Source organism: Sphingobium sp. KCTC 72723 (assembly GCF_014280435.1).
Classification (GTDB): domain Bacteria; phylum Pseudomonadota; class Alphaproteobacteria; order Sphingomonadales; family Sphingomonadaceae; genus Sphingobium.
The window spans coordinates 3,319,379-3,341,133 of the sequence record NZ_CP060388.1 but is presented as its reverse complement, the minus strand read 5'-3'; the positions used below and the strand labels follow the sequence as shown (position 1 = coordinate 3,341,133).

The window sequence follows — 21,755 nt, the reverse complement described above, 5'->3', positions numbered from 1 at the left end:
CTATCGGCCCGTGAAGGCTGGCGGGCGCTTGTCGCGCAGCGCAGCCACGCCTTCACGATGGTCGGCGGTGGTGGCCAGCAACGGCTGGACCAATTTCTCCTGCGCCAGAAACTGGTCGAGCGATTGGGCAGATGCCGTGTCGAACAATTGCTTGGCCATGGCATTGGCGAGTGGCGCACCCTGCGCCATCGACCGGGTCAGCGCGATCGCATGGTCCAGCACCGGGTGGTCCGTCACGACATCCAGCACCAGCCCCAATGCCAGCGCTTCCGCCGCGCCGATCATCCGGCCCGAATAGACGATTTCCTTCGCCCGCATCGGCCCGACCAGCCGGGTCAGGTGCCAGATTGCGCCAGCATCCGGCGCATAGCCAATCCGGCCAAAGACCTGCGAAAAGCGCGCGTCCGGTGCCGCGACCACCATGTCGCAGGCCAGCGCCAGACTCCATCCCGCACCCACGCAACTGCCTGATACCGCCGCGATCACTGGCTTGGGGCAGGCGGCGATGGCCCGGACCATGCGGTGGAGCATACGCATCCGGTGCAGAAAGGCAGCGCTGTCGCTGCGCCCCATTTCGCCGGTATCCGCGCCCGAACAAAAATGCCCGCCCGCGCCCGTTAACACAACGGCATGGACCGCCTCATCATCGGCCAGCATGGTGAAGGCGTCCGCCATTTCCCCCCGCATCGCCATGGTGAAGGCATTGCGCTGCGCCGCCCTGTCGATCGTCACCACCGCTACCGAACCGTCGCGTTGCAGGGTGATGCTCATGGCGTCCAGCCGAAACGCTGCCCGCTGTCGCCCTCCCATCGCGCATACCAGGGTGCGAGTTGCGCCGCGCGGAAATCGGGGGCGGGGCGAATCGTCTCACCGATCAGCAGCGGGTTCGCCCGGCCTGGCTGGGTCATGCGCCACAGCGGCAGGCCCGGCCCATTGGGGTCGCCCCGGCGGACATAGTTGAGCAGCCAGCCCTGCATCGTGCGGGCGAGTGCGACCGATTGCGTATCGGCGGCGGGCGGCTGGCCCAGCCAGTAGGGGCGGTCGGCGCAATGGTCCGCGCCAACCTTCGCTGTGCGCTGGTCGGGCGGGACATGGGTGAAATGATAGGACCATGCCGGGTTGCCCGCCTTCGCCGCCAACTGAGTCATGCCCAGCGCGGCGGTGGTGAACAGGAAATCGGTCTGCACCTGCCGCAGCAGTTCGGCTTCGTCGCGCGCGCCATAAATCGGGGCTACCGCGTCGAAATCTATGCCGAAGCGCCGGGTCATTCCGGCGCGGTCGAACCCCATCAGTCCGAACACGCTGGCTTCATTGTCGGTCGATCCGCTGAGGATCGGCACGCGCGCGATGGCGCCGCTGGCGAACAGGGTGGACAGTGGCCGGGGTAGCCAGTGGCCATCGACCACCGCGCCGAAATCGGGCGCGCCGCTATCGCCCGCCAGCACTTGCGCCACGGACAGCCCGCGTAACTGCGCCAAGGCATCCGCCCCCGTCACCCCGACCCGCGTGGCAAAGGCAGCACCCTGCGCCTGCGCCTGATCCAGCGGGCGATTGGCGTTGAACAATCCGCCCGCCGAATGGGCGCTGGCCCGCGCGAACAGGCCGCGCGCGGGCGGCGTCGCCATCAGCGCATTGATGCTGGACCCGCCCGCCGAACAGCCGATGATGGTGACATTGGCAGGATCGCCGCCGAAACGGTCGATATTGGCATGGACCCATTTGAGCGCCGCAACCTGATCCATCAGCCAGTAATTTGCGGTCGCACCGGGCGCTTCGGCGGTCAGCGCCGGGTGGGCGAAAAAGCCCAGCCGCCCCAGTCGATAATTGGGCGCGACCAGCACGACGCCCTGCTGTACCATCGACGGCACCCCTTTCTCAAACGGTTCGCGCCCCGAACCGACGAAATAGGCACCGCCATGGATGACGACCAGCACAGGCAGCTTTGCGCCGCTGCGCGCTTGGGGCGTTGCGATGTTGAGCGTAAGGCAATCCTCGCTCTGCGCCGCGCCATCGTCGCCAGCGCGGCGCGGTTGGGGGCAGTCGGGTCCGGGGCGGGACGCATCGCGCACATCGGGCCACGGCGCGACCGACTGTGGCGCGCGCCAGCGATTGCCGCCGGTCGGCGCGGCGGCGAAGGGAATATTGCCGAAAAAGCTCACGCCATCGCGCTGCCCGCCCGTGATCGTGCCATCCCACAGGCGCACCCGTGGCAGCCCGGCCATGGCGGTCGTGGCGACGGACAATCCCGCCAGCGCGAGCCACCATCCGCTTGCCCGCGTCATGCGCATCCTTCCCGTTCAATTATGACCTATGGTGCAATATAATGCGGCGATGATGCGACCAAGTCAACGCCTGCCGCGTTGACATCGAACAAATATTGCACCAATGTGCAGGAAATGGCGTGCAAGCCGCGCCGGGCAGGAGAGGATGGCATGAAGCTGCGTTTTTCCACGGCGATCGCTGGCGTCGCGATGATGGCGCTGACTGGCGGCGTCGTCGCCCGGTCGGTACAGGGCGCGGCTCCGGCGGGGGCCAACTGGTCCAGCTATGGCGGCGACGACCGCGAACAACATTACAGCCCGTTGGCCCAGATCAGCGACGCCAATGTCGGCAAGCTCGGCCTCGCCTGGTCCTATGACATCGACACGTTCGACAGCTATACCCAGCCGCTCGAAGTTGATGGCATCGTCTACTTCGCTGTCGGTTTAAGCGTCGTCCATGCGCTGAACGCGCGTACCGGCAAGCTGTTGTGGCAATATGATCCCGACGTCGCCAGCCAGCCCGAAGCCAAAACGCGGATGCGCGCAGGATGGGGTACGCGCGGCATCGCGTATAAGGACGGGATGGTGTTCACCGCCACGCGCGAAGGGCGGCTGATCGCGGTGGACGCAAAGACGGGCAAGCCGCGCTGGTCGGTCCAGACGCTGGACGAAGCCGAACATGGCTATATCACTGGCCCGCCATGGGTGGCTGGCGACAAGGTCGTCGTGGGCTTTGGCGGGGCGGATTACAGCCCGACGCGCGGCTATGTGACGGCGTACGACATCAAGACCGGCAAGAAATCATGGCGCTGGTTCGTCGTCCCCGGCGATCCGGCCAAGGGGTTCGAGAATAAGGCGATGGAAGTCGCCGCCAAGACCTGGACCGGGGAATGGTGGAAATTTGGCGGCGGTGGCACCGTCTATCACGCCATGGCCTATGACGCGAAATATGGCCGCATCTATATCGGCACTGGCAATGGCTGGCCCTGGAACCAGAAGATCCGCTCGCCCGGCGGCGGTGACAATCTCTATCTCTCGTCCATCGTCGCGCTGGATGTCAAAACGGGGGAATATGTCTGGCATTATCAGGTGAACCCGGAAAACAGCCATGATTTCAACAATGCGATGGACATCGAACTGGCCGAGATGACGATCGGCGGCAAGCCGCGCTCCGTCCTGATCCACGCGCCCAAGAACGGCTTTTTCTATGTCATCGACCGGGAAAATGGGAAGCTGATTTCCGCCGGGGAATTTGCGAAACAGAATTGGGCCAAGCGGATCGACCCCGTGACCGGCCGCCCCGAAATCAACCCCGAAGCGCAATATCCCGGCGGCAAGCCGTTCATGATGTATCCCTTCCCCAATGGTGCGCATGGGGTGCAGGCCATGGCGTTCAGCCCGAAAACCGGACTGACCTACATTCCGGTGATGGAAGGTGGCCGGGTGTTCGTTGATCCGCCGAATGTGAAGGACTGGACCTATAAGCCGGGCATGATGGTCAATACCGGGCTGGGAACGCCGCCCGCCAATCTGGTGCCGCCGACCGCCACCAGCAAGCTGGTCGCGTGGGACGTGGCTGGCAACAAGGTGGCATGGTCGGTCCCGCAACCGGGCGTATTCAACGGCGGGACGATGGCCACGGCAGGCAATCTGGTCTTTCAGGGGACCAATGATGGCAGCTTCAACGCCTTTTCCGCCAGCACCGGGCGCAAGCTGTGGGCGTTCGATGCGCAGAACGGGATGCTGGGCGCGCCGATCAGCTATAGCGTGGGCGGCATTCAATATGTGTCGATCATCACGGGTTTTCGCAGCAGCTTTCCCAACACGCCGAACTGGGATTATGGCCAGCAGCGCCGCCGCGTCCTGACCTTCGCCATTGGCGGACGCAAGGCGCTGCCCGCCTTCGAACGGGTGGATCAGCCGAACCAGGACGATCCCGCCTTCATCATCGATCCAGCCAAGGCCAAGATCGGCGGGGGCATCTACAACAGCAGCTGCATCATTTGCCACGGGTCGGGCATGATGGCGGGCGGGGCTGCACCCGACCTGCGCAAATCCGCCGTGCCGATGGATGCCGATACGTTCAAGGCCGTGGTCCATGACGGCGCATTGATGGCGCGGGGCATGGGATCCTTTACCCAGCTCACTGACGCCGATCTGGAAGGATTGCGCCACTATATTCGCCAGCGCGCGCGTGAAACCGCGCCCAAGGGCAACTGACCTCCCTTGCGCGCTCGATCGTCTCCCCCTTGGGCGCGCGACACATGCCCCGCTCCCTTGCCAGCCAAAGGAGCGGGGCTTCTTGTTCGCCATCGCGCCCGCGAACAGATGAAAATTGCACGTTCATGCAGAACCGCTATGATGGTCGGTCTGCACCGGTGACCGGGGCATGATGGGAAGGCGACGGCATTGGCGACGAAGGATAGTATCGACCTGAAGGACAGCGGGGACCGGCCGCAAACCTATTCCAGTCCCGCCATATTGGAACGGCGTCGCCGCATATTGGAAGAAACGCGCAAGGTCATCGCCGAACAGGGCATCGCCGCGCTGAGCATGAACGAGATTGGCCAGCGCGCCGGAGTCGCGAAGCGGACGCTTTATAATGCGTTCCAGACCCGCGAACGCATGATCGCGTCGGCCATTCAGGAATATTTCGACGAATATGTCAGCCGCATCGACTATGCGAGCGCGCCCGGCACGCTGCGATATAATCTGGAACGGATGATTTCGGTCGTCCAGCGCAACCGCAAGATCCGCAACTATATCCGCGCGATCATGGCGCTCTATTTCAGTTCGGATGTCGACCATGACATCTGGACCGCGATGCACTCCCCCGCCGTCGAACATAATCGCACCTGGATCGCGGCGCTGGAAAAGAAGAAGCAGTTGCAACCCTGGGTCGATGTCGACGGGCTGGTCGAGGATCTGGTGCGGTTCGAATATGCCACGATCAACGATTGGGCGCAGGGGCGCATCCCCGACGACGCCGTGATCGTGCGACTGGTCGGCAGCTACCTGACCTGCGTGCTGGGCGCATTGAAGGGCGCGGCGCGCAAGGAAGTGGAATCGCTGATCGTCGCGCTGTCGCAGCAGGGTATCGATGCGCTGCCCATGCGCAAGCGGACCAAGGGGTGATCGCTGCATAAATTTGCACATATATGCAAATTTACTTGCCTTCCCCCGACAGGCCTGGCTAATCATCGAGCCAAAGCTGAGGCCGGGTAAGCAAGGTAAGGGGAGTGAGCATGGACGAGGCCGCAGGCGCGCCGGAATTGCTGCTGGACATGCGTGACGATGGTATCGCCATCATCACCCTCAACCGTCCGCGCGCGAAGAATACCGTTTCCTTCACCATGTGGGCGCAATTTTCCGCCGCACTCGACCGGCTGGAAAATGACACGCCTGCGCGGATGTTGATCCTGTGCGGGGCGGAAGATTATTTCAGCAATGGCGGCGATGTGAAGCTCCCCCCCGCGCGCGGCGAAGGCGCGCTGGCGCTCGCCGCACGGCTGGAAATGGGGCAACGGATCATCCGCCGCATCATGGCGCTGCCGATCCCCAGCGTGGCAGCGGTCGAAGGCGGCGCGTTCGGTGTGTCTTGGAGCCTGGCGATGGCGTGCGACATGATCTTTGCCGCCGACAACGCAAAATTCGGCGCGCCTTTTCTTGAATTTGGGCTGGTGCCTGATGGCGGCGCGGCATGGTTTCTCACCCGGCAACTGGGCCGGGCGCGCGCGGCGGACATCATCTTTTCGGGGCGGACGCTGGACGCGGGCGAAGCGCTCGCGCTGGGTCTGGTCAGCCGGGTCGTGCCTGCGGGCAGCGCCGTGGACACGGCGCTGGCGCTGGGTGCGTCGATCGGCGACGGTAACGCCCATGCGGTCGAACTGACCAAGCGGTTGCTGGCGCAGGCGGAGAGTAGCGACCTGAGCGCGGCCCATGCGCTGGAACTGGTCTATTGCCATGTCTGCCAGGCGGGCGCGGAAGTGCCGCGTGCGCGGGAGAAATTCAAGGCGCGCGCTGCGGCGCGGGCGGCTGCCAAGGCGAAAGGATAGTCCGATGCAATTCGACATGCGCGCCCTGCCGATGGCGATCCGATATAAGATCGTCAATTCCACCATCACCCCGCGCCCGATCGCGTGGATCACTACCCGGTCGGAAGCCGGTGTGGTCAATGCCGCGCCCTACAGCTTCTTCAACTGCGTCGGCACAGAACCGCCGTTGGTCACGCTGGGCCTGCTTAAAGATCCAGCCACGCGCGGCCTGAAAAACACTGCCGCCAATATCATTGCCACCAGCGAATTCGTCGTCAATCTGGTGTGTGAGGATGACGCCGAACGGATGAACCAGTGCAGCGTCGATGCGCCTGCCGATGTCAGCGAAATCGAATATGCCGGGGTGCAGACGGCGCCGTCGGTGCTGGTCGCGCCGCCGCTGATCGCGACCAGCCCGGTCAGCTTCGAATGTCGCAAGGTGGCCGCGCTGGATATTGGCAGTTTCCAGACTGTGGTGATCGGCGAAATCCTGATGGCGCATATTCGCGACGAATTTATCACCGACCGCGAACGGGTCTATTTCGACACGCCGGCGATGAAGCTGATCGGCCGCACCCATGGCAGCGGCTGGTATGTCCGCAACAGCGACAGTTTCCAGCTGGAACGCCCGCGTTACGATCCTGAACGGATCGCCAAGCCTGAATGAATTTGAACCCATGGTGCAATATTACTTGCGCCATGGATGATTTTGGTGTCTCTTGACCGGGAAGGGGCGAACAGCCCCCATTCCCCAAAAGGTGCGGCGCAGACCGCCACAGGAGTAAGCGATGCCTGGCCCTCTGGACCATCTGATCGTCATCGAACTGGCCACCGAAATGCCAGTCGCGATTGCGGGCATGTTGCTGGCCGATCATGGCGCGGACGTTGTGAAGGTCGAGCCGGTAGGCGGCAGCTATTTCGCCCATGAACTGACCCGCAAAAGCTGGGACAGGTCCAAGCGCAGCGTCGAAATTGACGTGGCAGCGGATGGCACATCGCTGCGGGGCTTGCTGGCAGGCGCGGATATTTTCCTGCACGCGCTGGAAGATGGGCAGGCCGCTGCGCTGGGACTGGACGCCGACAGTCTGGCGCGCGATTTCCCCAACCTGATCGTCGTTGCGCTGACCGCTTATGGCGCGGACACGCCCTTTGCCGACCGGCCCCGTGGTGAAGGACTGGCCGCCGCGCTGCTCGGCACGATGGTCGACAAGGGTAGCCCGTTTCGACCCGGCCCGGTCTATCTGGGCCATCCTGCGCTCCATTATGGGCAGGCGTTTTTGGGCGTCATCGGCGCGCTGACCGCCGTGCGGGCGCGGCGGCAGATCGGGCGCGGTCAGCGAGTCGAAGCCTCATTGCTCGACGCGATGCTGGCGCAATCGCCCATGAACAACTGGTGGCAGGAAGAGGGGATTTCCTACATCAAGGCGGGTGATTCCGGTGCGGTCGACCGTTTCGGCCGCACCCGGTTGGTCACTGGCATGTTCGAATGTGGCGATGGCCTGTTCCTGCAAATCCATACCGGCGGGCAGGGCGGGTTCAAGGCAGCGATGGACGTGCTAGGCTTTGGCGACCGGGTGCAGGGAGTGACGGGCGCGGCCGAAATGTCCGTGCCGCTGAGCGACGACGAATATCATATCGCCCGCGTGGAAGTGTTCGAAGCGTTCAAAGGCAAGTCTCGCGCCGAATGGATCGCGCTGTTCCAGGCGGCGGATGTCGCCGCGCTGCCGGTGCTGGAACCCGCACAAGTCTTGCTGGACGAACAGGTCGAATTTGTGGGCCAGCGGGTCGCGCTGCCCGACCCGGATTTCGGTACCATCTACCAGGCCGCGCCTGCCGTGCGGTTCGACAAGACGCCTTGCGCTCCGCCGCGTCCTGCGCCGATGGTCGGCGCGGACAATGGCGCACTGGCCGACCTGATCGCGCGCCGCCGGGAAACGCTGGCAGCGGAAGGCAAGCCGCTCGACCGGCCGCTGGCGGGGATCAAGGTGGTGGATTTCTCCTCCTTCTTCGCGGTCGGCTTTGGCGGGCGGCTATTGTCGGATCTGGGCGCGGACGTCATCAAGGTGGAGACGCCCGACGGCGACCAGATGCGCCCGTTGCCCGACTGTTTCGACGCGGCGCAACGCGGCAAGCGCGACATCGTGCTGAACCTCAAGCACCCGGAGGCGCTGGAAGCGGCGCTGAAGCTCGTCGCACAGGCCGATGTCGTCACGCATAATTTGCGCCCCGGCAAGGCCGACAAGCTGGGCATAGGCTATGAAGCCCTGTCCAAAATCAACCCGCGCCTGCTCTATGTCTATTTGCCCGGCTATGGCTCGAAAGGGCCAAAGTCGCTGCTCAAAAGCTTTGCGCCCTTGGTATCTGGCTGGACCGGCCTGCTTTATGAAGGCGGTGGCGTGGGCAATCCCCCGACCCGGTCGGTGTTCGGTAACGAGGATTACAATAACGGCTTCCTCGGCGCGGCTGGCATATTGATGGGGCTGGAGCGGCGCGCGATCACGGGGGAGGGGGACTATATGGAATGTCCCCAACTCCATTCCAGCCTGTGGACCACGTCCGAACATTTCCTCGATGCCGACAAGCAGGTCGTCTATGGCTTCCGCCTTGATCGGGAGCAAATGGGTTATAACGCGCTCGACCGCCTTTATCGCACGCAGGACGGCCATCTTTGCATCGCCTGCCGACAGGATGATCGCTTCGCGGCGCTTGCCCGCGCCGTGGGACAGCCCGGCCTGATCGCCGACCCGCGCTTTGCCACGCCGCGTGACCGGGCGGCGCAGGATGCTGCCTTGATCGAAGCACTGTCCCCCTTCTTTGCCGAACGGACCAGCGCCGACGCCTTCGCCGCCCTCGATGCGGCAGGCGCTCCCTGCGAAATCGCGCGTGAAACCAGCTGGGTGCGCGAAGCCTTGTGGCAGGACTGGGCGCTCGCCAGCAACCGGGTGATCGAAAACCACGATTCCATGTATGGCCATGTCCGCCAGTTCGGCAGCTTCATCCATCTGAGCGCAACGCCGGGCCATGCGCAGAAATCCGCGCCGCGCCTGGGCGAACATACAAGCCAGATATTGGCTGAAGTCGGCTACGCGCCGGATGCAATCGACGCGCTGATCGCCAGCGGCAAGGCGGCGCAGGCCGCCGATGTGACTGGTCGTATCGCATCGCGGGTTTCGGCCGCCTGACCCAGAGATAAAAACTGATCGAGAGGAGCCTCCTACGGTGCAACTGAACCTTCGCTACGACATGAACCGGCCCGATTTCGGCGCGCCGCACCCCGTCCTTTACCGCACCGCAATCGAGCAGGCGGTATGGGCGGACAATTTAGGCTTTACGCAGGTGTTCCTGGCCGAACATCATGGCGCGGAGGGGGGCTATTGCCCGTCTTCCATGATCCAGGCCGCCTCTATCCTTGGCGCGACGGAGAATATCGTTGCGCATCTGTCCGCCCTCGTCGTGACGATGCACGATCCGCTGCGGCTGGCCGAGGATCTGGCCGTGCTGGACAATATCGCGCCGGGCCGTATCTGGCTGACCGCCGGGATGGGGTATCGCCCGCATGAGTTCGAGATGTTCGGGAAAGACATTACCAAGCGCCTCGCCATCCAGAATGAAGCGATGGCGACGCTGAAAAACGCATGGACCGGCGAGCCGTTCGAATTTCGCGACCGCACCGTGCGGGTGACGCCTGCGCCCGCGACGCCGGGTGGCCCCAAAATCTATATGGGCGGATCGACCGACAAGTCGGCGATCCGCGCGGCAAAGGGCGGCTATCAATATTTCCCCGGCCATCCCGATCTGTTCACGCTGTATAAGGCGGAGCGCGCCGCCGCCGGTTTCCCCGCGCCCGAAGAATTGCGCCAGCCTGCCGCCAGCTTCCTCTATGTGACAGACGATCCCGACCGCGACTGGCCGCTGGTCGCCCCCCATGTCGCCTATGCCACCAACGCCTATGCCGAATGGGCCAAGGAACGCGGCACCGGCCAGACTCGCTACCAGCCCGCCGAAACGATCGAGGGATTGAAGGCGATGCCCAATATCAAGGTGCTGACCCCCGCCGAGTGCTTCGATTATCTCAAAGGGTTGGGCCATGGCACCGCCGTGACCTTCCACGCCTTACTGGGCGGGCTGGACCCGGAAGTGTCCTGGCGCAGCCTGCGCCTGTTCGAGAAAGAGGTGCTGCCGCGCCTGCGCGCCGAGCCTGGTCTGCTGGAAGGGGTGGGGCAATGAGCATGGACGATCGCAATCGCCGCACTGCGCTGGCCGCCATGTTCGTGCTGCCGGTCGGCATGGCCATGGCGTCGCAGGCCTCGGCCGCATCGAAGGGAAAGAAGCCGATGGACATGGCGCAACGGCTGGACGTCATCGAATCGAAGCAAGCCATTACCGAATTACTCTACGCCTATGCCCGCGCCAACGACCGCGCCGACGAAGCGCTGCTCAAATCCTGCTTCTGGCCCGAATCCACCCACAAACATGGCAAGTTTGAGGGGAAGTCGCTCGATTTCGTCGGCTTCGCGTTCAAGATCGTCGCGACGCTCAAATATGCCTGCCACCATATCAGCAATGTGGCGGTGGAGGTGCAGGGCGACCGCGCCTTTTCCGAATGCTATTATTTCGCGCAACACCGCCGCGACCGCAAGGAAGGCGGCGGCGAGGAGGATGTGTTCTTTCAGGGCCGCTATCTCGACGATCTGGAACGGCGCAACGGCGAGTGGCGGATCATCCGCCGCCGTGGCCTGTCGGACTATACGTCGCCGCCGCAGCCCGCCGCCACCCCCTATGCGGACTGGCCCGCCGGACAGCATAGCGAGAAATTCCCCAGCGACGATTATTACCGGATGCGCCAGCAGTATATGGGTGTGTGATCCATGCGCGCGCTGATGTGCGAGGCGCATGGCCTGCCTGAAACGCTGATGCTACGCGACATGCCGATCCCGCAGCCGGGACCGGGCGAAGTGCGGGTGCGGGTGAAGACGGCCAGCGTCAATTTTCCCGACAGCCTGATCATCCAGAATCTCTACCAGACCAAGCCGCCGCTGCCCTTTTCGCCGGGTAGCGAAGCAGCAGGCGTGGTCGATGCGGTGGGGGAGGGCGTGGCCCTGCGCGTGGGGGATCGGGTCGCGGCGATGACGACATGGGGTGCCTTTGCCGATGCCGTGGTGGTGCAGGCGTCCCGTTGCTTCATCCTTCCCGACGCCATGCCGTTCGACGTCGCGTCGGGTTTCACCATGGTCTATGGCACCGCGATCCATGCGCTTGCGCAGCGCGGACGGCTTCAACCGGGCGAGACATTGCTGGTGCTGGGCGCAGCGGGCGGCGTGGGGCTGGCAGCGGTGGAAACGGCCAAGGCGATGGGCGCGCGTGTGATCGCGGCGGCATCCTCGCAGGACAAGCTGGCGCTGGCGCGCGCGCATGGTGCGGACGATCTGATCGACTATGCCGCGACTGACCTCAAAACGGCGTTGAAAGCGCTGACTGGCGGGCGCGGCGTCGATATGGTGTTCGATCCGGTTGGCGGTGCGCTGGCCGACCCGGCGTTCCGCGCGATGGCATGGGACGGGCGCTATCTGGTGATTGGTTTTGCCGGGGGCGATATTCCCGCGATCCCGCTCAACCTGCCTCTCGTCAAGGGCGCGGCGATCATTGGCGTGTTCTGGGGCGCGTTCCTGACAAAGGAGCCGGAAATGAACGCCGCCAATATCGCGCGGTTGTACGACTGGTATGCACAAGGCGCATTGCGACCGGAAATCAGCCATCGCTTCCCGCTGGAGGACGCGGCCACCGCAATCCGGTGGGTCATGGACGGCAAGGCGATGGGCAAGGTGGTGGTGGAGATGGGCTGACCGTTCAGCCCGGCCAGTTGGCCAGCGGCGCACCCGCTACAGCGGTCCGCGCGCGCACGATCATCCCCTTGGCCCGCGACACGACATAGAGCGTGCGCAGATCCGGCGCGCCCCAGCAGAGGTTGGTCGGCATGTCGATCATCGTGCCGTCGGGATCATGGACGACATCCACCTTGCGCCCGTCCGGCGTGATCGCAACGATGCGGTTTGCAAAAGGCAGAGTCACCCACAAATTGCCCGCCCGGTCGAACGCAATACCATCGCAATAGCCCAATGCGGCGCGCTCGTTGGCAGGCAAGGCCAGGATCGCCCTGAACCCCTGATCGGGTGTCACCACGCCCAGTTGCGGGCCATAATCCTGCGGATCGCTCAGCGTCCCGTCCACCTGCCGCCGCCAGCGCCGCACGCGCCCCTCCGCCGTCAGTGCGCAATAAAGATAGCGCTCGTCGGGCGACAGGCACAGGCCGTTTGCCCCGCGCAAATCGCGCGCGACGATGGACGCCATGCCATCGGGCGTTACCTTGTAGATGAAGCCCGCCGGCGTCGTCGTGCCGATATTGGCAACCGGACCCCATGTGCTGTGTGTGCAATAAAGCGTTCCGTCGCGCGCTGCGACCGGCCCGTTCGACGCGACCAGGGCGCGCCCTTCGATATTGTCGACCAGCGTTTCGACCGCGCCCGTCTTCACATCGACACGCTGGAGCGACCCCGGCCCGCCATTGAGCAGCCCCATATTGGCGATGATGACCCGGCCTTCCCGGTCCACTGCAACCCCGGTGGGCATCAGCGGCCTGCCGACCTGTCGCAACAGGCCATCCGGCTCCAATATACCAATCGCGCCACCGCCATTGGACAGGAACAGTCGCCCGTCCGGGCTGGTCGCGGCCCCCTCCGCATGGTCAATGCCCGACAGGACCATCGTGAAATCCGCGACCGTCAGCGGCGCAGGCGACGCCAGCACCCTTTGCCCTGCGCACCCGGCCAGCGCCATCCCGCCCAGCACTACCGATCGTCGGTCGAACATCGCTCAGCGCACCGGCGCGAAGCCGGGGATGCCATGGTCGCCCGCTTCCACGGCACGAAAACGCAGCCGCATGTCGCAGGCCGGTTCGACGCCTTCGTCATCGACCAATATCCCCGCGACCCGCACGCCGGGCGCATCGTCCGGCTCGAACAGCACCACCGTAAACGGCACTTCGCTTTTGTGGTCGCCGGGCAGCAGGCTGCGCACGACGGTCGTGAATGTGTAAGCCTTGCCCTCGCCCGATACGGATCGCCATTCCAGCTTCGCGTCGGGCTTGCCCGGCACCACTTCGGGCGGATACCAGATCCATTCGCCGGTTGCCGCGTCGGCAGTGATGCGCAGTTCGCCTGCGTCCAGGCCATCGTAAAAGCCCTGAAACAACGGGTCTTCCAGATGCACGGGATAGATGGGTATGCCCATGGATCAGCCCTTCGCCAAAATCGTGGTGGAATGATTGTTGCCGCCCAGCCCTGCGACCGCGCACAGCCGCGCGTCCGGCACCTGCCGCGCGCCTTCCTGTCCGCGCAACTGGCGCACCGCTTCGATCAGCAGCGTGATGCCCGGCACATAGCCGCCCGACATATGTCCGCCACTGGTGTTGATGGGCATCTTGCCTCCCGGCATCCCATACCCGGCGGCATAGAAGCGCGCGCCTTCGCCCCGTTCGCACAGGCCCAGCATTTCGGTCTGGACCAAGGCGGAAATGGAGAAGCCGTCATAGACCTGCGCCAGATCCAGATCCTTAGGATCGACGCCCGCCATGGCATAGGCCTGCCGCGCGGATTCCCAACCGGGATAGTCATAGGTGCAGGGCTTTTGCGAAAACAGCACGCCATGGGGATAGTTGTTATAGCCGATCCCCACGCCCTGCACCGCCACCACCGGATGCGGCATGTCGCCCGCGTCCGCCACCGCACTCACCACATAGGCGCAGCCCGCATCCGTGGTCAGGCAGCAATCGGCGACCCGCAACGGGGTGGAGATCATCGGGCTTTGCCGATAGCCTTCCAGATCCATCACCTCGCGCCGCTGCGCCGACGGGGTCAGCGTGGCCCAGGCGCGGTAGGTGATCGCGACTGCCGCCAGTTCCTCCTCGCTCATGCCGAAATCATGGGCATAGCGATTGGCCATGGTCGCGAAATAGGTCGGCTGGCCAAAGAAGCCGACTGGCATTTCCAGTCCCGCCTTCTGCGGTTCGCGCGCATGAAAGCCATAGACGCCGCCCGGCTTGGTCGACCGGATCGCATAGGGGACGAGGATGTGCCGCGCCAATCCCGCCTCGATCGCCAGTTGCGCCAGCCGCAGCGCGTCACCCGTGGTCGCGGTGCCGCCCGCCGTGTCCGCCACGGCGGTAAAGCGCCGCTCGCCAGCACCAATGGCATGGGCGACTTCCTCCGACGGGTGGCCGGCATATTTGTTGCTGATATAGCCGTCTATGTCGGCCGGGGTCAGGCCCGCGTCCGCGATCGCGGTCAGGCTGGCGCGCGTCATCATCTGCATCACCGTTTCCTCGCCCTTGCGCAGGAAAGCGGTTTCGCCAATGCCGGTGACGGCGATCTTGTTGCCCTGCATCATGCGTCCTTCAACCCTTTGCCTTGCGCCACCAGCCGTTCGATCAGCGGCGAAGGGGTGAAAGCGTCCCCATGCGCGGCTTTCAGGGCGTTGAGTGTCTCCAGCACGGTCGGCAATCCTTGCAGGTCGGCCCAGAACATCGGCCCGCCGCGATATTTGGGCCAGCCATAGCCAGTGACCCACACGATATCGACGTCGGACGCGCGCGCAGCGATCCCCTCGTCCAATATCCGCGCGCCTTCATTGACCATGGCGAACAGGATGCGGTCGTGGATTTCCGCGTCGCTCACTTCGCGCCGGACGATACCCTGCTTCGCGGCAAAATCCTCGATCACCTGCATCGCGACGGGGGAGGGAGTTTGCACCCGTTTGTCGTCATAATCATAATAGCCGCCGCGCGTTTTCTGCCCGTGCCGTCCCATTTCGTTGAGGATTTCGCGGACATTGGCGGACGCCGTCGCCTTGGCATTCCACCCGACGTCGAGGCCCACCAGATCGCGCATCTGGAAATGCCCCATCGCGAAGCCAAAGTCGTACAGCACCTTGTCGACGGCCCAGGGCGTCGCCCCTTCCAGCACCAGCGCGTCGGCCTGCGCGTTGCGCGCGGCCAGGATGCGATTGCCGACAAAGCCATAACCATTGCCGACCAGCACGCCGATCTTGCCGATCGTCCTGGCCAGCTTCATCGCGGTCAGGACGATCTCCGGTTTCGTATCCTTGGTCCGCACGACTTCCAGCAATTTCATGACATTGGCGGGCGAAAAGAAGTGCAGTCCCACCACATCGGCGGGGCGTTTGGTGGCAGCGGCGATGTCATCAATGTCCAGATAGCTGGTATTGGTCGCCAATATCGAGCCGGATTTGGCAATGGCGTCCAGCTTGCCGAACACCGCTCGCTTGACGTCGATCTGCTCGAACACCGCTTCGATGATCAGGTCGCAATCGGCCAGATCCTCCATCGCGACCGATCCGGTCAACAGCCCCATGCGGGTGTCGACGTCCGACGCCTTCATCTTGCCCTTGGCGGCGGTCGTTTCATAATTGCCGCGAATGATGCGCAATCCACGGAACAGCGCCTCCTCGCTCGTCTCCACGATCGTCACGGGAATGCCGGCATTGGCGAAGTTCATTGCGATGCCGCCGCCCATCGTCCCGGCACCGATCACTCCAACCTTGGCGATCGGCAGCGTCGCGGTATCGGCGGGCAGGCCATCGACCTTGGCCGCTTGTCGTTCCGCGAAAAAGACATGGCGCTGCGCAGCGGATTGGCTGTCGGCCATCAGTTCGTTGAACAAAGATCGCTCATAGGCCATCGCCTCGTCGAAAGGCTGGTCCACCAATGTCGCTTCGATACAGCGGATATTATATTCCGGCGCCAGGAAGCCGCGAAATTTACGTGCATTGGCCTTGCGGAAATCGGCGAAGATCTCCGGCTTGCCCCGCGCTTCGTCCAGCCGGTCGGTGCGGTCGCGCACCTTGCGCAGCGGTCGCCTTTCGTCCAGCACTCGTTGCGCAAGGGCGATGGCGTCGGCGCGCAGATCGCCCTCGCGCGCCAGTTCGTCCAGCAGCCCGGCCTCCTTTGCCGCGGTCGCCGCAATCGGCGTCCCGCTCGTCACCATTTCCAGCGCCTTGGCCACGCCGACGACGCGCGGCAAACGCTGCGTCCCGCCAGCGCCGGGCAGCAGGCCCAGATTGACTTCGGGCAGACCACATTTGGCCGACGGCACGGCGATGCGATAATGCGCCACCAGCGCCAGTTCCAGCCCGCCGCCCAGCGCCGTGCCATGGATGGCGGCGACGATCGGCTTGCTCGCATTTTCCAGCACCAGTTGCAGGTTGCGCAGCGTCGGTTCGACCGGCGGCTTGCCCAATTCGGTGATATCGGCCCCGGCAAAGAAAGTCCGCCCTTCGCAGATCAGGACGATCGCGCCCACGCCTGTGTCGCCGATCGCGGTCTGGATCGCGCCTGCCACCCCCTGCCGCACGGCATTGGACAGGGCGTTGACCGGGGGGGAATCGACGGTGATGACCGCGATCTGGCCCTCCACCACATAGCTGACGACGTCATTGACCTTCATGCAAGCCTCTATCTGTCTGTGCGCCTGGCTGGCGCGCGGTCTGCGCGGCCAGCACTTGCCGGGCGCGTTGGCGGAAATAATGTTGCAGCCCGGCCATCTCGTCGCCGGTCAGATCCTCGAACCGGGGCATCCCCCGTTCGCGCAGCGCGCCGTCATGCAGCACGCTGGTAAAAGTCGCATTGTCCAGTGGCACGCCAGACTGGAGCAGGTCCGGCGCAGCCCCGCCCGACACCGCATTGGCGCCGTGGCAGATGCTGCACCGCTGGCCATAGACAGTCGCGCCGATGGCGGCCTTGGCCGGATCGACCACGAAGTCGGACGGATCAACCACCGGCATGTCCATCGGCGCTGCGACGGGCAGGCTGGCCTTGCCATCCAGCGCAAAGGTGAGGACGCGCCATTGTTGCGCACGGTAATTCCATTCGCGCGGCAGGCCAATGGCGCTGGGGAAGCGCGATCCGGCGATCACGGTGACATATTGCCGCCCGCGCGCACGGTAGCTGATCGGCTGCGCCATCACCGCCGTCTGCGCGTCGAACGACCAGAGCGGCTTGCCGCTGGTTGCGGCATAGGCGACGAACCTGCCCCCGGCATTACCCTGAAACAGCAGGCCGCCCGCCGTCGTCGCCGTGCCGCCGCCACCGCGCAGGCCGGGCATCGCAATGCGCCAAGCCTCTTTCTGCGTCACCGGGTTCCATGCGAGCAGAAAGCTGGTCGCCTTGCGATCCGGCACAACGCCGGGCGGCGGCGCGCCGGTGCCGACGCTGATCCGTTGCCCGTCCAGATGCTTCCAGCCCTGCAAGGGTTCGGCCGGGTCGATATAGACGCGGCCCTGATCCATCGTCGGGATATAGACGAGGCCCGTCCCCGGATTAAACGCCATCGCCTCGATATTATGCGCGCCGAACGGGGAGGGGTAGACGACCGCCGCTTTGCCATCGGGATAGCGCGCGGCGGGATTTTCGACCGGACGCCCGCTTTGCACGTCTATGCGGCTGGCCCAGTTGACCGGCACGATGTTGCGCGCGGAGATCAGCTTTCCGGTGGCGCGGTCGATCACGTAGAAAAAACCGTTCTTGGGCGCGTGCATCAACACGTCACGCTCCCGACCGCCAATCTTCAGCCGGGCCAGTTCGATGTCCATGGCGCTGTTAAAATCCCATGTCTCGCCCGGATTGGTCTGATAATGCCAGACATATTCGCCGGTATCCGCGTCCAGCGCGATGATGGAACAAAGGAACAGATTGTCGCCTCCCTGCGGGCTGCGGATCTTCTGGTTCCAGGGACTGCCATTGCCGACGCCGATGTAGATGCGGTTATATTTGGGGTCATAGGCCATGGCGTTCCACGCCGTGCCGCCACCGCCATATTTCCACCACTCCCCGGTCCAGGTCTTGGCGGCCATCCCCATCGCCTTATTCTCGAACCCCAGCGACGGGTCGCCCGGCACAGTGTGAAAACGCCACAACTGCGCGCCACTGTTTTGGTCATAAGCGGTGACATAGCCCCGGATCGGCGCGAAATCCGCGCCGCCATGGCCGATCAGCACCTTGCCCTTGAACACCCATGGCGCGCCGCTGATATAGCGTTCGTCGTCCTTGCCGACCGTCATCACGCTCCACGCGACATGGCCCGATTGCGCGTTGATCGCGGTCAGCCGCCCGTCGATGGTGCCGACAAAGACTTTGCCGCCATCATAGGCAAGGCCGCGTATCCCCCACGCCGCGCGCATCTTGGCCCCGGCCTTTTGCGTAGCTTTCAGGTCCACATGCCACAGTTCATGCCCTGTAGCCGCATCGAGCGCGCGGACATGGCTATAACCAGAGGCGAAATAGAGGATGCCGCCGACCGCGATCGGCGCGGACAGGGCGCTACCGCCGTCGGTGATGTCATGCGACCAAGCCAGCCCCAGCCGCGCTACGTTACGCTGGTTGATTTCGGTTAGCGGACTGTAATGATTTTCGTCGATCCCGCCATAGCCGGGCCAATCGCTGCCATCGCGCTGCACTTCGCCCGACGATGTACAGGCCGCCAGCAGCACCAGCAGGGAAAGGGCGAGCAGGCGCATCATCCGCCGATCGTCCGGTCTGATGGCCAGAAACGCTGGCGCAGCGCCTTCTTGTTGACCTTCCCCATGATGGTGCGGCCAATGTCGTCCACCATTTCATACCCGCGCGGACATTTATAGCTGGCCAGCGATGCGCGGCAAAAGGCGTTGAGTTCCTCCGCGCTCGGTGGATCGGAGGGATCGACCGGGATCACCAGCGCGCGGGCTTCCTCGCCCATTTCCGGGTTGGGTGCGGCGACCACGGCGATGTCGGCGACCTTGGGATGGCGCAACAGCACCTGCTCGGATTCCGCCGGATAGATATTGACCCCGCCGGACACGATCATGTCCGATACCCGATCGGTTATGAAAAGATAGCCGTCGGCATCGACATAGCCCATTTCGCCCAGCGTAAAGACGCCAGGTGCGATATGGGCAGCGGCGGTCTTTTCCGGGTCGCCCCGATAGACGATGCCATGGCCGCTGGTGTCGCGGAAGTAGACGAGGCCAACCTCGCCCGCGCCCAGCAACTGGCCGTCATCGCCATAGATGACCGTCTCGAACGGGGCGAGCGCCTTGCCCACCGATCCGGGCCGTTCCAGCCACTCCTGAGACGTGATGAAAGTGGTCGATCCCGCCTCGGTCCCGCCATAGGCCTCCACCAGCACTGGCCCGAACCAGTCGATCATGGCCTGCTTCACGCCACGCGGACAGGCCGCGCCGGTATGGGCAAGCCGCTGGATGCTCGACACGTCATAGCGTTCGCGCACTTCGGCGGGCAGGGCGAGCAGCCGTTGGAAATGAGTCGGCACCATGACCGATCCCTTGACCTTATGCGTCTCGATCAGCGCCAGCGCCTTTTCCGCATCGAAATGCGCGACGGTAATCAGGCTCATGCCACCAAAGACGTTGCGCGCCATCCCCAGCGGCCCGGTATGATAGAGCGGCCCGACCGCGATGCCGGGCGACGGCGTGATACGCGCGCGCACCGATTCCGCCAGCGCCTGCACCGTGGGCAGGCGGGGGAAATATTGCGGCGGCGTCTCAGTCGCCTTGGGCCGTCCGGTGGTGCCGGACGTGTAGTGAAGGTGCGGCAGCGGCGGCACGGTCGGGTCCGGCTCCATGTCCGACGCGGCGGCGATCCAATCCTCCCAATGGATCAGGCCTGGCGCGTCCGGGCAGCGCCAGCCGATCACCGTCGTCACGCCCGCCTCCGCCGCAGCGGCCAGCCCCGCCGTCATCGTTTCCTGCCCGACGAGGATTGCGACTGCGCCGCTATCGCGGAAGATATAGGCGGCCTCAGACGGGGTCAGGTGGAAGCTGACCGGCACGCTGGAAATGCCCGCCTCCAGACAAGCGACATAGGCGATCACGGTTTCGGCGCTGTTGGGCGCGAACACTGCCACCCGCCGTTCCACGAACGCCAGCCCGGCCAGCGCATTGGCCGCGTGGTTGAGCAGGCTGTCGAGCTGCCGCCAGTTCAGGCTCACCCGCTCGTCGGCCAGCGCCATTTCATTGTGCCGTGCGGGATCGATCCCGCCGATGGTCAGGGACATGGCATTTCCTTTCGGGCAGAGATGGCGGCGCCCAGATAGCGCAGCGCCATGCGGAAGGAGAGAAAGGCGATCAGCGTGCAGGCGGTGACGACCACCGCGAGCGACTGGCCGAGGGCGGCTTCATCCTGAAACACATATTGGGTCAGCGCCGCGACGATCGCCGGTCCCGCGCCCAGCCCCAATATGGTGAACACGAACAGGAAGAAGGCGAGCATCCGCGCCCGGATCGTCGCGGGCGCGATCAGGCCGATGATCGAGGAAACATAGACCATGAACGGCACGGTGATGAACTGCGCCACGCAATAGCAGACCAGGAAGACATAGACATTGGTGGCAAAGAACATATAGGCGACCACCGGCAACAGCGCGACGATCAGCCAGCTGTAGAAGCGCAGATGCGCGTCCTGCATCCCGCGCGAAAACAGCCGGTCTACGATGAAGCCATTGGCGACCAGAGACGCGGCCGACACGATGTTCATCAGGCTCAATGCCAGCCCATATTGCACCGGCTTCCACCCGAAATGCCGCTCGATATAGGCCGGCACCCAGTTGGTCATGGAATAGCCGCACATGGCCAGGCAAGACGTGCCGATCAGCATCAGCGTGAGCAGGCGCCAGTTGGCGCGCACGAATGTCTGGATCGCGCCCTTTTCTTGCGGTGCATTGGCAGCGACGCCCGGCGCGCGGCGGCGGCCCGGATCGGGAAAGGTGAACACCAGCAGCGCGATCAGCAGGCCGGGCAGGCCGACCATCATCATCACCAGTTGCCAGGGCTGGACCGGGCCGTGAAAGGGGATCTGGATGCCGCTATTCGCGGTGGCAAAAGCGATGGCGACCCCGCCCAGTGCAAAGGCAGTGGCCGACCCGACCTTGCCCGCCATCTGGAAGGTAGAAGTGGCGCGGGTCAACAGCCGTGTGGGAAAGGCGTCGGCGATCAGCGAATAGGCAGCAGGCAGCAAAGCCGCTTCGCCCACGCCTACGAATATCCGCCCGACCAGCAGCGCTTCATAGCTTTGCGCAAAACCGCACGCCGTGGTCGCCACCGCCCACAGCAGCACCCCGCCAAAGATGATCCAGCGGCGCGAAAAACGGTCCGCTGCCCAGCCGATCGGCAGGCCGAATATGGCGTAGAATATGGCGAAGGATGTGGATGTCACCATGCTGACCTGCACATCGGTCAGCATCAGGTGCGCCTTGATCGGCGACACCAACATGGACAATATCAGACGGTCCACCCAGGACAGGACATAAAGGCCAAACAACACTGCCACCATCCACCATGCGGTAGTCAGGCGCTCGCCGTCATGTCCGTCCATGTCGCTGTCGCGGGTTTTCATCAT

General features: G+C 64.2%; 17 protein-coding genes. 8 read left to right on the top strand and 9 right to left on the bottom strand.

Features of this window, described 5'->3' with window-relative positions; all coding sequences use genetic code 11:
* A complete protein-coding gene (locus SPBM01_RS16220; RefSeq protein WP_188062634.1) occupies nt 1-771 on the bottom strand; it encodes an enoyl-CoA hydratase/isomerase family protein in 771 nt (256 codons plus the stop codon).
* Nucleotides 768-2,282, bottom strand: a complete 1,515-nt coding sequence (locus SPBM01_RS16215; protein ID WP_262504223.1) for a carboxylesterase/lipase family protein — start codon at nt 2,280-2,282, stop codon at nt 768-770. The genes SPBM01_RS16220 and SPBM01_RS16215 overlap by 4 nt, the downstream gene beginning before the upstream one ends.
* A gap of 150 nt (nt 2,283-2,432) precedes the next feature.
* Here SPBM01_RS16215 and SPBM01_RS16210 point away from each other — a divergent pair, with 150 nt between their 5' ends.
* The 8 genes from SPBM01_RS16210 (at nt 2,433) to SPBM01_RS16175 (ending at nt 12,138) form a co-directional block, all read left to right on the top strand.
* Nucleotides 2,433-4,481, top strand: coding sequence for a PQQ-dependent dehydrogenase, methanol/ethanol family (locus SPBM01_RS16210; protein ID WP_188065775.1), 2,049 nt, complete (start codon nt 2,433-2,435; stop codon nt 4,479-4,481).
* 189 nt (nt 4,482-4,670) lie between these two features.
* On the top strand, nt 4,671-5,396 hold the full coding sequence (locus tag SPBM01_RS16205) for a TetR/AcrR family transcriptional regulator (protein ID WP_188062633.1): 726 nt from the start codon (nt 4,671-4,673) through the stop codon (nt 5,394-5,396).
* Nucleotides 5,397-5,506: 110 nt separating this feature from the next.
* A complete protein-coding gene (locus tag SPBM01_RS16200; RefSeq protein WP_188062632.1) occupies nt 5,507-6,316 on the top strand; it encodes an enoyl-CoA hydratase/isomerase family protein in 810 nt (269 codons plus the stop codon).
* Between the two features lie 4 nt (nt 6,317-6,320).
* Nucleotides 6,321-6,962, top strand: coding sequence for a flavin reductase family protein (locus tag SPBM01_RS16195; protein WP_188062631.1), 642 nt, complete (start codon nt 6,321-6,323; stop codon nt 6,960-6,962).
* A gap of 121 nt (nt 6,963-7,083) precedes the next feature.
* Nucleotides 7,084-9,477, top strand: coding sequence for a CaiB/BaiF CoA-transferase family protein (locus SPBM01_RS16190; RefSeq protein WP_188062630.1), 2,394 nt, complete (start codon nt 7,084-7,086; stop codon nt 9,475-9,477).
* 37 nt (nt 9,478-9,514) lie between these two features.
* Nucleotides 9,515-10,522: an LLM class flavin-dependent oxidoreductase gene (locus tag SPBM01_RS16185; protein ID WP_262504222.1), complete on the top strand. Its 1,008-nt coding sequence runs from the start codon at nt 9,515-9,517 to the stop codon at nt 10,520-10,522.
* Nucleotides 10,519-11,160 carry a nuclear transport factor 2 family protein gene (locus SPBM01_RS16180; protein WP_262504221.1) on the top strand — a complete coding sequence of 214 codons (642 nt, stop codon included), beginning with the start codon at nt 10,519-10,521 and terminating at the stop codon, nt 11,158-11,160. Before SPBM01_RS16185 ends, SPBM01_RS16180 begins: the two co-directional genes overlap by 4 nt.
* Nucleotides 11,161-11,163: 3 nt before the next feature.
* Entirely contained in the window at nt 11,164-12,138 is a 975-nt protein-coding gene (locus SPBM01_RS16175) for an NADPH:quinone oxidoreductase family protein (protein WP_188062629.1), read from the top strand.
* Nucleotides 12,139-12,142: 4 nt separating this feature from the next.
* Here SPBM01_RS16175 and SPBM01_RS16170 read toward each other — a convergent pair whose 3' ends face one another.
* From SPBM01_RS16170 to SPBM01_RS16140, 7 genes are read right to left on the bottom strand one after another with little or no spacing between them, the layout of a single operon-like run.
* Nucleotides 12,143-13,162, bottom strand: coding sequence for an SMP-30/gluconolactonase/LRE family protein (locus SPBM01_RS16170; protein WP_188062628.1), 1,020 nt, complete (start codon nt 13,160-13,162; stop codon nt 12,143-12,145).
* A gap of 3 nt (nt 13,163-13,165) precedes the next feature.
* On the bottom strand, nt 13,166-13,582 hold the full coding sequence (locus SPBM01_RS16165) for a Zn-ribbon domain-containing OB-fold protein (RefSeq protein WP_188062627.1): 417 nt from the start codon (nt 13,580-13,582) through the stop codon (nt 13,166-13,168).
* A 3-nt stretch (nt 13,583-13,585) separates the two neighbouring features.
* A complete protein-coding gene (locus SPBM01_RS16160) occupies nt 13,586-14,737 on the bottom strand; it encodes a thiolase family protein (protein ID WP_262504220.1) in 1,152 nt (383 codons plus the stop codon).
* Nucleotides 14,734-16,812, bottom strand: coding sequence for a 3-hydroxyacyl-CoA dehydrogenase NAD-binding domain-containing protein (locus SPBM01_RS16155; RefSeq protein WP_188062626.1), 2,079 nt, complete (start codon nt 16,810-16,812; stop codon nt 14,734-14,736). The genes SPBM01_RS16160 and SPBM01_RS16155 overlap by 4 nt, the downstream gene beginning before the upstream one ends.
* Nucleotides 16,799-18,880, bottom strand: coding sequence for a PQQ-dependent dehydrogenase, methanol/ethanol family (locus SPBM01_RS16150; RefSeq protein ID WP_188065771.1), 2,082 nt, complete (start codon nt 18,878-18,880; stop codon nt 16,799-16,801). Before SPBM01_RS16150 ends, SPBM01_RS16155 begins: the two co-directional genes overlap by 14 nt.
* The gene (locus SPBM01_RS16145) at nt 18,880-20,415 is read right to left on the bottom strand and encodes an AMP-binding protein (RefSeq protein ID WP_188062625.1); all 1,536 of its coding nucleotides are present in this window, start codon (nt 20,413-20,415) and stop codon (nt 18,880-18,882) included. The genes SPBM01_RS16150 and SPBM01_RS16145 overlap by 1 nt, the downstream gene beginning before the upstream one ends.
* Nucleotides 20,406-21,755 carry an MFS transporter gene (locus SPBM01_RS16140; protein ID WP_262504218.1) on the bottom strand — a complete coding sequence of 450 codons (1,350 nt, stop codon included), beginning with the start codon at nt 21,753-21,755 and terminating at the stop codon, nt 20,406-20,408. Before SPBM01_RS16140 ends, SPBM01_RS16145 begins: the two co-directional genes overlap by 10 nt.

What these genes read in the sequence shown, in the direction of transcription:
- SPBM01_RS16220 (WP_188062634.1), bottom strand. Translation starts at nt 771, where the DNA reads ATGAGCATCACCCTGCAACGCGACGGTTCGGTAGCGGTGGTGACGATC.
- SPBM01_RS16215 (WP_262504223.1), bottom strand. Translation starts at nt 2,282, where the DNA reads ATGACGCGGGCAAGCGGATGGTGGCTCGCGCTGGCGGGATTGTCCGTC.
- SPBM01_RS16210 (WP_188065775.1), top strand. Translation starts at nt 2,433, where the DNA reads ATGAAGCTGCGTTTTTCCACGGCGATCGCTGGCGTCGCGATGATGGCG.
- SPBM01_RS16200 (WP_188062632.1), top strand. Translation starts at nt 5,507, where the DNA reads ATGGACGAGGCCGCAGGCGCGCCGGAATTGCTGCTGGACATGCGTGAC.
- SPBM01_RS16195 (WP_188062631.1), top strand. Translation starts at nt 6,321, where the DNA reads ATGCAATTCGACATGCGCGCCCTGCCGATGGCGATCCGATATAAGATC.
- SPBM01_RS16190 (WP_188062630.1), top strand. Translation starts at nt 7,084, where the DNA reads ATGCCTGGCCCTCTGGACCATCTGATCGTCATCGAACTGGCCACCGAA.
- SPBM01_RS16180 (WP_262504221.1), top strand. Translation starts at nt 10,519, where the DNA reads ATGAGCATGGACGATCGCAATCGCCGCACTGCGCTGGCCGCCATGTTC.
- SPBM01_RS16175 (WP_188062629.1), top strand. Translation starts at nt 11,164, where the DNA reads ATGCGCGCGCTGATGTGCGAGGCGCATGGCCTGCCTGAAACGCTGATG.
- SPBM01_RS16170 (WP_188062628.1), bottom strand. Translation starts at nt 13,162, where the DNA reads ATGTTCGACCGACGATCGGTAGTGCTGGGCGGGATGGCGCTGGCCGGG.
- SPBM01_RS16165 (WP_188062627.1), bottom strand. Translation starts at nt 13,582, where the DNA reads ATGGGCATACCCATCTATCCCGTGCATCTGGAAGACCCGTTGTTTCAG.
- SPBM01_RS16160 (WP_262504220.1), bottom strand. Translation starts at nt 14,737, where the DNA reads ATGATGCAGGGCAACAAGATCGCCGTCACCGGCATTGGCGAAACCGCT.
- SPBM01_RS16155 (WP_188062626.1), bottom strand. Translation starts at nt 16,812, where the DNA reads ATGAAGGTCAATGACGTCGTCAGCTATGTGGTGGAGGGCCAGATCGCG.
- SPBM01_RS16150 (WP_188065771.1), bottom strand. Translation starts at nt 18,880, where the DNA reads ATGCGCCTGCTCGCCCTTTCCCTGCTGGTGCTGCTGGCGGCCTGTACA.
- SPBM01_RS16145 (WP_188062625.1), bottom strand. Translation starts at nt 20,415, where the DNA reads ATGTCCCTGACCATCGGCGGGATCGATCCCGCACGGCACAATGAAATG.
- SPBM01_RS16140 (WP_262504218.1), bottom strand. Translation starts at nt 21,755, where the DNA reads ATGATGAAAACCCGCGACAGCGACATGGACGGACATGACGGCGAGCGC.